Source organism: Luteibacter sp. 22Crub2.1, assembly GCF_900167995.1.
GTDB classification, from domain to species: Bacteria; Pseudomonadota; Gammaproteobacteria; order Xanthomonadales; family Rhodanobacteraceae; genus Luteibacter; species Luteibacter mycovicinus.
In genome coordinates this window covers 120,427-131,953 of the sequence record NZ_FUYT01000005.1, presented here as the reverse complement: position 1 = coordinate 131,953, position 11,527 = coordinate 120,427, and the positions used below count along the sequence as shown (strand labels likewise).

13 protein-coding genes are annotated in these 11,527 nt (G+C 66.1%); 11 read left to right on the top strand and 2 right to left on the bottom strand.

Annotated elements, in window-relative coordinates; all coding sequences use genetic code 11:
• Positions 1 to 4 precede the first annotated feature (4 nt).
• Complete coding sequence (locus B5X73_RS06370; RefSeq protein ID WP_139382676.1) at positions 5 to 1,624, top strand: ArnT family glycosyltransferase; 1,620 nt, start codon at positions 5 to 7, stop codon at positions 1,622 to 1,624.
• Positions 1,625 to 1,628: 4 nt separating this feature from the next.
• Here the strand turns inward: B5X73_RS06370 and B5X73_RS06365 are convergent, their stop codons facing one another.
• Positions 1,629 to 2,198, bottom strand: a complete 570-nt coding sequence (locus B5X73_RS06365; RefSeq protein WP_254857252.1) for a Maf family protein — start codon at positions 2,196 to 2,198, stop codon at positions 1,629 to 1,631.
• Positions 2,199 to 2,211: 13 nt separating this feature from the next.
• Positions 2,212 to 2,658, bottom strand: a complete 447-nt coding sequence (locus B5X73_RS06360; protein ID WP_079520997.1) for a hypothetical protein — start codon at positions 2,656 to 2,658, stop codon at positions 2,212 to 2,214.
• Positions 2,659 to 2,893: 235 nt separating this feature from the next.
• Here B5X73_RS06360 and B5X73_RS06355 point away from each other — a divergent pair, with 235 nt between their 5' ends.
• From B5X73_RS06355 to mltG, 10 genes are all read left to right on the top strand, one after another.
• Entirely contained in the window at positions 2,894 to 3,331 is a 438-nt protein-coding gene (locus tag B5X73_RS06355) for a YceD family protein (protein WP_308847004.1), read from the top strand.
• A gap of 18 nt (positions 3,332 to 3,349) precedes the next feature.
• Positions 3,350 to 3,544 (top strand): 50S ribosomal protein L32, encoded by a 195-nt coding sequence (gene rpmF / locus B5X73_RS06350; RefSeq protein ID WP_036112167.1) that lies wholly within the window; start codon positions 3,350 to 3,352, stop codon positions 3,542 to 3,544.
• Positions 3,545 to 3,633: 89 nt separating this feature from the next.
• On the top strand, positions 3,634 to 4,602 hold the full coding sequence (locus tag B5X73_RS06345; RefSeq protein ID WP_036112171.1) for a beta-ketoacyl-ACP synthase III: 969 nt from the start codon (positions 3,634 to 3,636) through the stop codon (positions 4,600 to 4,602).
• A 109-nt stretch (positions 4,603 to 4,711) separates the two neighbouring features.
• A complete protein-coding gene (fabD, locus tag B5X73_RS06340; protein WP_079520996.1) occupies positions 4,712 to 5,662 on the top strand; it encodes an ACP S-malonyltransferase in 951 nt (316 codons plus the stop codon).
• A gap of 43 nt (positions 5,663 to 5,705) precedes the next feature.
• On the top strand, positions 5,706 to 6,449 hold the full coding sequence (gene fabG / locus B5X73_RS06335) for a 3-oxoacyl-ACP reductase FabG (RefSeq protein ID WP_079520995.1): 744 nt from the start codon (positions 5,706 to 5,708) through the stop codon (positions 6,447 to 6,449).
• 170 nt (positions 6,450 to 6,619) lie between these two features.
• Positions 6,620 to 6,859, top strand: coding sequence for an acyl carrier protein (gene acpP / locus B5X73_RS06330; protein ID WP_029213434.1), 240 nt, complete (start codon positions 6,620 to 6,622; stop codon positions 6,857 to 6,859).
• A gap of 155 nt (positions 6,860 to 7,014) precedes the next feature.
• Positions 7,015 to 8,304, top strand: a complete 1,290-nt coding sequence (gene fabF / locus B5X73_RS06325; protein ID WP_079520994.1) for a beta-ketoacyl-ACP synthase II — start codon at positions 7,015 to 7,017, stop codon at positions 8,302 to 8,304.
• 25 nt (positions 8,305 to 8,329) lie between these two features.
• Complete coding sequence (locus tag B5X73_RS06320) at positions 8,330 to 9,655, top strand: aminodeoxychorismate synthase component I (RefSeq protein ID WP_079521121.1); 1,326 nt, start codon at positions 8,330 to 8,332, stop codon at positions 9,653 to 9,655.
• Positions 9,652 to 10,488, top strand: coding sequence for an aminodeoxychorismate lyase (pabC, locus tag B5X73_RS06315; RefSeq protein WP_079520993.1), 837 nt, complete (start codon positions 9,652 to 9,654; stop codon positions 10,486 to 10,488). The genes B5X73_RS06320 and pabC overlap by 4 nt, the downstream gene beginning before the upstream one ends.
• A complete protein-coding gene (mltG, locus tag B5X73_RS06310) occupies positions 10,485 to 11,516 on the top strand; it encodes an endolytic transglycosylase MltG (protein ID WP_079520992.1) in 1,032 nt (343 codons plus the stop codon). The genes pabC and mltG overlap by 4 nt, the downstream gene beginning before the upstream one ends.
• Positions 11,517 to 11,527 lie beyond the last annotated feature (11 nt).

Here is an 11,527-nt window from a genome sequence, read left to right as displayed (position 1 = left end):
ATCGATGCGTGAGCTCCCCGTCCTGGCCATGTCGATGCGAGATCGTTCGAGTGTAGCGGCGCGCGCGCGATCCTGGCGAGGCACGTTTCTCGTCCTCTTCGCGCTGGCGCTGCTGGGCAAGCTTTTCATCGCATGCACCTTGTCGCCCTTCGGTGACGAAGCGTTCTACTGGCAGGAGAGCCTCGCGCCCGCATGGGGCTACAGCGACCTTCCGCCCCTCACGGCGTGGCTGATCGCGGTATCGGAGGCGTGCTTCGGTCACGGCCTTCTGTCGATGCGCCTGCCATTTCTGCTGATCGGCGCCTGTATCCCGTGGCAGGTAGGCGCGATCGCAGGACGCTACGGTGGTGAGATCGCGCGCTGGCAGGCGGCGACCTTCGCCCTGAGCCTTCCGCTGGTCGGATCGCTGGGTGTGCTGGCGTTGCCCGATGTACCGCTGACCTTCGCCATCGTGCTTGCCTCGCAAGGTTTGATCGCTGCACTTGAGAAAAATCTCTATCGCGACTGGACGCTGCTCGGCGTGGCGCTGGCGATCGCCTGGATGACCCACTATCGCGCCGCCATGCCGATGCTCGGCGGCCTCGTGTTTCTGGTCGCCACCGCGCGCGGCAGGGCGCAGTGGCGGCGTCCCGGCATCTGGCTTGCGCTGGCTCTGACGTCGATCGGTCTCGTGCCCATCGTGCTCTACAACATGGCGTCGCGCGGCGCCGGTGTGGCGTTTCAGCTGGTCGACCGGAATCCCTGGCAGTTTCATGCGGATGCGCTGGTGCAACCGCTGGAGCAGGCCGTGGCCTGCACACCCGTCGCATGGGTGGTGATGCTCTGGGCGCTGTGGCGAAGCTGGCGCCGTCGCGCGGAGGCGCCCTTCGACGTCGTCGCGGCTATCGCGGGCACGTTCGTCCTTGCTTACTTCGTGCTTGGCCTGTTCGCGGACGACGTGCGCTTTCGTGCGCACTGGCCGCTGCCCGCTTACACGCTGCTGTGCGCCGCACTGCCGTTACTGCTCGAGGATGCCGCGAGCGGATGGCGCAGGGCGGCGCGCGGTGGATTTGCGCTCGCGGCGCTGGGGCTGGTCATCGGGCTGGCCTATCTCGGTCTTGCCGCGTCGCCGTCGGGCGCCCGCATGCTTTCGGGAGCCAAGGCGTTTCCGGCGAATTTCACGGGCTGGCGGGAGTCCTCGGCCGCGGTCGCGAGGGTATTGCGCGCGGACCCATCCCTGGTCGTGGTGGCCGACAACTTCATGCTGGCGGCGGAACTGCGTTTCGCACTCGGCGGCGGGCGCGAGATCTATGCGCTCGACAGTCCGCTGAACACGAAGCATGGTCGCGCAAGACAGCTCGCCGACTGGGGTCTGGATGAAAGAGGACTGTCCCTGCATGAGGGCTCGCGGTTGCTGCTCGTGGTCGACGAAACCGCGCTGCGTGAGCGTGAGCGGCGCGACTGGCTGGGATCGGTGTGTTCGCGTGTGGCGCTGGGTGAGTCGGTGACTCGTCTTGACCTGTTCGACAAGCGGCGTCGTTTTGCCTTGTATCGTGCCGGGCCGGCGCCGCCGACGTCGGAGCCGGGTGTCGCGGACCCCGACGCCTGCCGGGTTTGGACCGCTGCCGCGCGCGCCGGCGGCTGAGGGCTCAGGGGAGTTCGACGCCCGCGGCGCGCAGCAGGCGTGACGTCGCGATCAGTGGCAGACCGACCAGCGCCGTAGGGTCTTCGTTGACGATGCGCTCGAACAGGGCGATACCCAGTCCTTCGCACTTGAAGCTCCCCGCGCAGTCGAGTGGCCGCTCGCGTTCCACGTAGCGTTCGATGTCCGCCTGGGTGAGGGTTCGGAACGTCACCCGGGTTTCGTCGACGTGGGTCAGTGCGTCGCCGTGCGAATCGATGACGCAGACGGCCGTGTGAAAGACCACGTCATGGCCCGAGCTCGCGACGAGCTGTCGGTGGGCCTGATGGACGGTGCCGGGCTTGTCCAGCACGGTGCCGTCGAGATCGGCGACCTGATCGGAACCGATCACGACGCTGCCGGGGCGAAGGGCGGCGACCGCGCGCGCTTTCGCTTCCGCCAGGCGGGCTGCGCGGGAGGCGGGGGCTTCGCCGGGAAGGGCTGCTTCATCCGTACCGGGCGAAACTTGCCCGAAGTCATCGAGCAGGCGCCGCAGCAGGCCGGCACGGTAGTGGGAGGTCGATGCGAGGACGACCATCGGGGAGGGCACGTCAGAATTCCTTGTGAATGTGTTCGCGCACGGCCGTGTCGAGTGCGGTCTGAGCGTCATCGAGGGCACGCAGGCGAGGCTCCAGCTGCTGGCGGGCGCGGATCAGGGCATCCACCGCCTCATCGAGCTCGCGCTGGCTGGCGTCAGGCCCACGGTCGCGGATCCACAGCCGCTGCTGGAGCAGGGCGCGCAGTCCGGAGTCCACGGCCTGCTGAGCCTCGATCTCGCCTGCCGCGGGCTGGTCGGGGCTGACCGACATCACCGCATGGGCGCGCTGAAGGCGATCCCGGCAATCCTTCAGATCCGCCTCCAGCCGGTCGGCGTTGTCCATCAGGCTCTGCAGGGCGCCGTGGCGTCGGCGCGTCCGCTGGTGGCGGAGCACCCATACGGAGAGCCCGACCGCTAGCGCAAAGACGGTGGCAAGTGCATAATATGCAACGGAAAACACGCGACCTCTTCCTTCCTGGGGGCTGGTGGCGGCAATCGGGAACCAGGCATGGCAGTCTGCACGAAAGCCCCGCGACTGCGCAAAACCGCCCTGTCTCCCACATTCGACCGCCTAACCGGTTGACTTCAAGGGTGTTGATGCCTACCATTTCCCGATTATGTCCGTGACTTTGCCATCGTCCGTGGACGCTTGGCGCGAAGTTCGTGCGCGGCGTTCGTTTCAGGGTCAGCTTCCCGTGTCGGTTTTCACCCGTCTCGGAGAAGTCATCGCGTCCACCGAGGGTGACGTGACCTACGAACTGGACTTCGGCACCGACGACTTCGGCACGAAGTACGTAGCCGTCCGTGCGACAGCACCGTTGACACTCATCTGTCAGCGATCGCTCGAGCCGTTCGTGCTGCCGGTCGAAGTCGATACGCGTCTCGGACTGATCGTGCGTGAGAGTGAGGAAGCCGGGCTTCCGCCGGGTTACGAGGCTTTGCTGGTCGAAGACGACGGCAAGCTCAATCCCATCGCGACGATCGAAGATGAACTGCTGTTGGTGCTGCCCCTGGTCCCGGTCAATCCGGACTATGAGTTGCCCGACGACATGCTTGGAGCCGGTGAGGAAGAAGAGCCCTTGCCGGAAAAGACCGAAAACCCGTTCGCGGCACTCCGCGGACTCATTAAGTAATTTCGCTGGAGATTCGCCATGGCCGTTGCCAAGAGCCGCAAGACCCCGTCCACCCGCGGCATGCGTCGTTCGCACGATGCGCTGACCACCGTTCAGCTGTCGACCGACCCGACGAGCGGCGAAGTCCACCTGCGTCACCACGTGACCAAGGACGGCTTCTACCGTGGTAAGAAGGTCATCGACACCCGCGGCGCGGTTGAAGTCGAAGACTGATCCGTCCCGCCAGGGATGATCAGAACGCAGGCGGCGCGGCAACGCGCCGTTTTGCGTTTCCGAAACACCATCACGATGGGGATACGGTTCTGAAATACGCCCGCATCATAGGCACCGGCAGCGCACTTCCCGACAGGGTGGTCACCAACGCCGACCTCGAAAAGATCGTCGACACCAGTGACGAATGGATTCGCACGCGCACGGGTATCACCGAGCGCCACATCGCCGCGGACGGCGAAACCACCAGCGATCTCGCCTTCCTTGCCGCGCAGCGTGCGCTCGAGGCGGCTGGCGTCAAGGCCAGTGACATCGACCTGATTGTCGTCGGTACGACGACGCCGGATCTCATCTTTCCGTCCACCGCCTGTCTGGTTCAGCACCGGCTGGGTGCCAACGGCTGTGCCGCGTTCGACGTCAATGCGGCCTGCTCGGGCTTCGTTTACGCCCTGGGCGTGGCCAATGCGTTCATTCGCAGCGGACAGTCGAAGCGCGCGCTGGTGATCGGTGCCGAGACGCTGACGCGCATGGTCGACTGGACCGAGCGCGAGAGTTGCGTTCTCTTCGGTGACGGCGCCGGCGCGGTCGTTCTCGATGCGTCCGACGAGCCGGGCATCTACACGACGCGCATGCGCGCCGACGGTGGATTCAAGCATCTGCTGTTCAACCCGGTCGGTGTTTCCGTCGGCTTCACCGACGCGCCCAACCATGGGGTGAAGATCACCATGCTTGGCCGCGAGGTGTTCAAGGTCGCGGTGAAGACGCTCGACGCGCTGGTCGGTGAAACGCTCGCCGATGCGGGCATGACCGAGGACCAGGTCGACTGGCTGATCCCTCACCAGGCCAACCTGCGGATCATCGAGGCAACGGCCAAGCGGCTGAACATGTCGATGGACCGCGTGATCGTCACGGTCGACAAGCACGCCAACACCTCGTCGGGTTCGGTGCCGCTGGCGCTCGATTACGCCGTCCGGTCGGGCAAGGTGAAGCGCGGGCAGAATCTGCTGCTCGAGGCGTTCGGCGGCGGGTTTACCTGGGCGTCCGCGCTTCTGAGGTATTGATCGGTGACGCGGTAACGGCTGATTCCGACGCCACCACACGCCTGCGAATGGTGCAATCGCCTCCGGGTTGCTGCACCATTCGCGGTTTGAAGTCCCGGAATCGTCTCGAATGACCTCATCCAGCGCCTCGCTCGCCTTCGTTTTCCCTGGCCAGGGTTCGCAGTCCGTCGGCATGCTTGCCGACCTCGCCGCCGCGCATCCCGAAGTCCGTGCCACCTTTGACGAAGCTTCCGCGGGCGCCGGTGTCGATCTGTGGGACATCAGCCAGAACGGCCCGGAAGAAAAGCTCAACAGCACCGAGAACACGCAGCCGGCGCTCCTGGCCGGCAGCGTTGCCGTCTGGCGTGTCTGGGTGAAGCAGGGCGGTGTCATGCCGGCCTTCCTCTCCGGCCATAGCCTCGGCGAGTACAGCGCGCTGGTCGCCGCGGGCGCCTTGTCCCTGAAGGATGCCGCCGGGCTGGTCGCCGAGCGTGGCCGCCTGATGCAGGCCGCCGTGCCGGCTGGCGTGGGCGCCATGGCTGCGATCATCGGTGGCGACGACGCCCAGATCGCCGAGGTCTGTGCAGAAGTGGCCCAGGGGCAGGTCGTCGCTCCGGCCAACTTCAACTCGCCGGGCCAGCTGGTGATCGCGGGTCACGCCGAGGCGGTGGACCGCGCTCTGGCGCGTCTTGCCGAGCTCGGCGTGAAGAAGGCGGTGAAACTGGCCGTTTCCGTGCCGTCGCATTGCATGCTGATGCGCGATGCCGCCGATCGCCTCGGCGAAAAGATGGCCGCCATCGAGTGGTCGATGCCGTCCATTCCGGTGATTCAGAACGCCGACGCCGCGGCGCACACCTCGGTCGAGGACATTCGTGGGGCGCTGATGCGCCAGCTCTACCTGCCGGTACGCTGGACCGAATGTGTCCAGGCGCTGGCCGCCGCCGGGGTGACTCAGGCGCTCGAGTGCGGTCCGGGCAAGGTTCTGGCGGGTCTTATCAAGCGTATCGACAAGTCGGTGGAGGCGAAGCCCATCGGCGCGCCTGCCGACCTCGATGCCGCCCTGACGGCCGTACAGGCCTGATCCGGCCCTTCTTCTTTCTTAAGTACGACAGGACACGCATTCCATGACCCAGTCCCTGAAGGGTGAAGTCGCCCTCGTCACCGGCGCCAGTCGCGGTATCGGCGCGGCGATCGCCGATCGGCTCGCCGCGCTCGGCGCGACCGTTTTCGGTACGGCCACCAGCGAGGCCGGTGCGCAGGCCATCAGCGAGCGCCTCGCGCCGCACGGCGGCCACGGCCGCGTGCTCAACGTCACGGACCCTGCCGCGATCGAGGCGCTGATCGACGCGATCGCCAGGGAGACCGGTGCTGTTTCCATCCTGGTGAATAACGCCGGCATAACGCGCGACCAGCTGCTCATGCGCATGAAGGAAGACGACTGGAGCGCGATCATCGAGACCAATCTGACCTCGGTGTTCCGTACGTCCAAGGCCGTCATGCGCGGCATGATGAAGGCACGCAAGGGTCGCATCATCAGCATCGCCTCGGTCGTGGGCGTCACCGGCAACCCCGGTCAGGCCAATTACGCGGCCGCCAAGGCCGGTATCATCGCGTTCTCCAAGTCGCTGGCCCGCGAGATCGGCTCACGTGGCATCACGGTCAACGTGGTGGCGCCGGGCTTCATCGACACCGACATGACCCGCGCCCTGCCGGAGGAGCAGCGCACGGCGCTGCTGGCCGGCATCGCCCTGGGGCACCTGGGTGAATCGGAGGATATCGCCGAAGCCGTGGCCTTCCTGGCCTCGCCCGCGGCGAAATACATCACCGGCGAGACGCTCCACGTCAACGGCGGCATGTACATGCCCTGATGGGGCAGGGCCGACGGCAGTCGCCACCGGCCCGTTTTTGAGAGACAATCTCTTTTTCGCGTCCGGCTCAGAAACGTCGGACGTTATTCACGTGGCGGCGGTGTGTTGGCGGGCCTGGTCCTTAGCCACTACAATGCCGCCGGATTTTTCCCTCGGGAGGTAAAGGCAACATGAGCACCATCGAAGAGCGCGTCAAGAAAATCGTCGTTGAACAGCTGGGCGTTAAGGAAGACGAAGTCACCACCAACGCTTCGTTCGTGGACGATCTCGGCGCCGATTCGCTCGACACCGTTGAGCTCGTGATGGCCCTCGAAGAAGAGTTCGAGTGCGAGATCCCGGACGAAGAAGCTGAGAAGATCACCACGGTTCAGCAGGCGGTCGATTACGTCAAGGCCCACGTCAAGGCCTGATCCACATCTACCGGCTGGTTGTCGATCGGAGGCGTCGCCTCCCGTCGATCTCCGAGCGACATGGAAGCTGCGCCTTACGGCGCAGTTTTCGTTTGCGGCAAACGCAACCTGCGCCCGCGTATGGTTTGCGCGGGAACAGTTGAGGATGAGAACGCATGAGTAAACGACGTGTGGTAGTGACCGGTATGGGCATCATCTCGCCGGTCGGCAACGATGTCGCCACCGCCTGGAAGAATGTGGTCGAAGGCAATACCGGCATCGGTCCGGTGAGTGAATTCGACGCCAGCGCCTATAGCACCCGTATCGCGGGCGAGGTCAAGGGGTTCGATCCTGTCGACGCCTTCTTCGTCGGTACCGACACGCCGGACGACGAGCGTCGTTCGGTCGCCAAGGATTTCAAGCGGATGGATCCGTTCATCCACTACGGCATCGTCGCCGGCACGCATGCGTTCCGCCAGTCGGGCCTCGTGGTGACCGACGAAAACGCGGGCCGTATCGGTGTCGCGGCAGGCGCCGGTATCGGTGGTCTGCACACCATCGAAGGCACGGCGCTCGAGCTTCACGAGAAGGGGCCCCGTAAGGTGTCGCCGTTCTACGTGCCCAGCTCCATCATCAACATGGTGGCCGGCAACCTGTCGATCTACCACGGCCTCAAGGGCCCGAACATCGCGCTCGTGTCGGCATGCACCACGGCCGCGCACAACATCGGCATGGCCATGCGTCTGATCCAGTACGGCGATGCCGATGCGATGATCGCCGGCGGTGCGGAATTCGCCACGACGCCGACGGCGATGGCGGGTTTCTGCTCGGCCAAGGCCATGTCCACGCGCAACGACGACCCGGCGCACGCCAGCCGTCCTTGGGACACCGGTCGCGACGGCTTCCTGCTGTCCAATGGCGCCGGCATGCTGATGCTCGAGGAATACGAGCACGCCAGGGCGCGCGGTGCCACCATCCTGGCCGAGCTCGTCGGCTTCGGTATGAGCGGCGACGCGTACCACATCACCGCGCCGAGCGGCGACGGTGCGGAACTGGCCATGCGCAACGCACTGCACGACGCCGGCCTGACCGCCGAAAACGTGCGCTACGTCAACGCGCACGGTACCTCCACGCCGGTGGGCGATCTGGGCGAAGCCAGGGCCATCCGCAACGTGTTCGGCGAACACGCCACGAAGCAGGGCGCGTTCTCGGTCAGCTCGACCAAGTCCGTCACCGGTCATCTGCTGGGTGCCGCGGGTGGTGTCGAAGCCATCTTCTCGATCATGGCGATTCGCGACGGCATCATGCCGCCGACGATGAACCTCGAGAACGTGGATCCGGAAGTCGCCGCGCTCGGCATGGATCTGGTGCCGAACAAAGCGGAGAAGGCCGACATCGACGTCGTCGTATCGAACTCGTTCGGCTTCGGCGGAACCAACGGTACGCTCGTCTTCCGTCGCGTCTGACGCGTTGGCTTTCGTCACGCGAACCCTGGCCGGCCGGCGCGATCTCCTCGCGCCGGCCGCGTCGTATCCGGCGCGCTATCCGGCGTTGCTGGCCAGTGCCGTCACCGGAACGCCGCAATCGCGTTTCGACATCCTGTTTGCCGCGGGCACCGAATCCCTCACGCTGTACGCGGACGGTGTCGTTCGCGATGCACGCGGCGATGTCATCGAGGGAAGCTTTCTCGACGCGCTCGATGCGGCGTGGTCGCGACGTCGCAGGCCGCGTGTCGATGACGGCCTGCCGTTTCACGGCGGCTGGGTCGTGTACCTGGCATACGAACTGGTGGGGCAGATCGAGCCGGGCCTGCATCTGCCGGCATCGAACGGTGCGGCACCGGTGGCCATCGCCTTGCGTGCGCCAGCCGCCGCGGTGGTCGATCACGTCGAACGGCGCACCGTTCTCGTCGCGGAAGAAAGTGCTCCGGAGTGGCTCGATCGTCTCGAGAACGATCTCGCGCTCGACGCCCCGTCGATGGCGCTGGCGACACCGCTCGCCGTCGACGAAGACGAGCCACGACGTTTCCTCGAAGGCGTCACGCGTATCCACGAGCACCTGCGTGCGGGCGACGTTTTTCAGGTGAATCTTTCACGGCGCTGGTCTGCGCGTTTCGCCCAGGCACCGTTACCGGCCAGCCTGATGCTCGCGCTGCGCGAGGCCAATCCCGCGCCGTTCGCCGGGCTGCTGCAGCAACCCGGCTGGGCCATCGTCAGTTCGTCGCCCGAGCGCCTTGTCGAATCGCGCGGCGGCGTGCTGCAGACGCGGCCGATCGCCGGTACGCGACCGCGTGTCGCCGGCGATGACGACGTGGAGAAGATTCGCGAACTCACCTCGCATCCGAAGGAGCGTGCCGAGCACGTCATGCTGATCGACCTCGAGCGCAACGATCTCGGCCGTGTGTGCGTGCCGGGCAGCGTCCGCGTCGACGAGCTGATGGTGGTGGAGAGCTACGCCCACGTACATCACATCGTCAGCAACGTGTCGGGTCGCGCACGCGAGGGGATCACGCCCGGACAGATCATCGCGGCGACGTTTCCTGGCGGAACGATCACCGGTTGTCCGAAGGTTCGCTGCATGGAGATCATCGGCGCACTGGAGCAGGAGCCGCGTGGTGCGTACACGGGCGCGCTGGGCTATCTGGATGACCAGGGCGACATGGATCTCAACATCCTGATCCGTACCCTGACCGTCGAAGGGACCGAGGTTTCGTTCCGCGCGGGCGCGGGCATCGTGACCGACTCCGTGCCGGAGAAGGAACTCGACGAGACGCGGGCCAAGGCCCGCGGCTTGCTGCGCGTGTTCGGCGCCGGATGAGCGCACGCGTTTCCGTGGACTTCGTCGATGGCGACCGTATCCCGGCGGCCGACCGCGGTTTCACGTACGGCGACGGGGTGTTTGAAACATTACGCATGGTCGACGGGCGCGTCCCGCTGTGGCCGCGGCACGTGGCCCGGCTGCGCGATGGTTGCACGCGCCTGCGCATGCCCGTGCCGGACGTGGATGCGATCCTCGCTGAAGTGGAGCGCCTTGCCACGGATCTGAGCGATGCGGTGGTCCGCGTCACGCTCAGCCGTGGCGATGGCATGCGCGGGTATGCGCCGCCACAGCCGCAACGGCCACGCATGGTCGTGCAGGTCGCTCCGCTGTCGCTGGATGCCGGCGCCTACGCGGAGGGTGTTTCCGTCCGTCTTTGCGACACCCACCTCGCCACGCAGCCTCTGCTGGCCGGGATGAAGCATCTCAATCGTCTGGAGCAGGTGCTGGCCCGTGCCGAATGGTCCGATGCGACCTGGACCGAGGGTCTGATGCTCGACGATCGCGGCGACGTCATCTGTGCCACCGCCGCCAACGTGTTCGCCGTCTTCGATGGGCGACTGGTGACGCCGCCGGTGGATCGCTGCGGCGTCGCCGGTGTGGCGCGTGCCGAAGTGCTCGCCATTCGCAACGTCGAGGTGGCTCCGATCAGCCCCTCGCGCCTTGCCGAAGCCGACGAGGTCTTCCTCACGTCGGCCGTTCGGGGCATGCTTCCCGTTCGGGTCTTCGCGACCCGGTCGTGGCAGCCCGGTCCCGTCACGCGTGCGCTGCAGGCGCACTGGGGACGTCTGGGCCTGCCGTTGCCTGTAGGCTTTAAGGATTCCGATCGATGAAAGTGCGCGGCATCGCCCTCTGGCGTGTCATTTTGCTGGTGGTGCTGGTCGCGGCGATCGCCGCCGGGTCCTGGCTCTGGTTCGACTGGGCGCGTTTCGCCCGTACCCCGCTGGCGATTCCCGCCGCCGGGCAGAGTATCGATGTAGCACGCGGTGCGTCATTCAGGGACATCGTGCGTGACCTGCGCGACCGCCATGCGACCTCGGCGCCCTCGTTATACTGGCGCGTGCTCTCCATGGAGATGCACGCGTCGGGCCGCCTGCACGCGGGCGAGTTCGCCCTGCGTCCCGGGATGACGCCGCGCGACCTCATCGGCGACATGGCCAATGGCCGTGTCCTGCAGCGCAACCTGACCATCGTGGATGGCTGGAGTTTTGCCGACCTGCGTCGCACGCTCGCGGCGGTGCCGACGCTGACCCACGACACCGCGGACCTCGACGATGCGGCGATCATGCGCCTGATCGGCGCCCCGGAGGGCGACAACCCGGAAGGGCGCTTCCTCCCCGAGACCTATGCCTACGTGAAAGGCGACAAGGAGTCGAGCATCCTCAAGCGAGCGTATGTGGCGATGGGCAAGACGCTCGATGCCGCCTGGGCCGGTCGCGCGAAAGATCTCCCGCTGGCCAGCGCCTACGAGGCGCTGATCCTCGCCTCGATCGTCGAGAAGGAAACGGGCAGGGCGGATGAGCGTCCGCGAATCGCAGGCGTCTTCGTGCGTCGTCTCGAAGGCCGGATGCTGCTGCAGACGGATCCGACGGTGATCTATGGCATGGGCGCGTCGTACGCCGGCAGCATCCACAAGAGCGACCTCACGACCGACACCCCCTACAATACGTACACGCGGACGGGTCTGCCGCCGACGCCGATCGCGCTGCCAGGCCGCGCGGCGATCCTGGCGGCGGTGCATCCGGCGGACGGCAAGGAGCTGTATTTCGTCGCTAAAGGCGACGGCAGCCACGTCTTCTCGTCGTCCCTCGAAGAACATAACCGGGCCGTGGCCTGCTACCAGTTGAAGCGATGCCAGTGACGACACTCCAG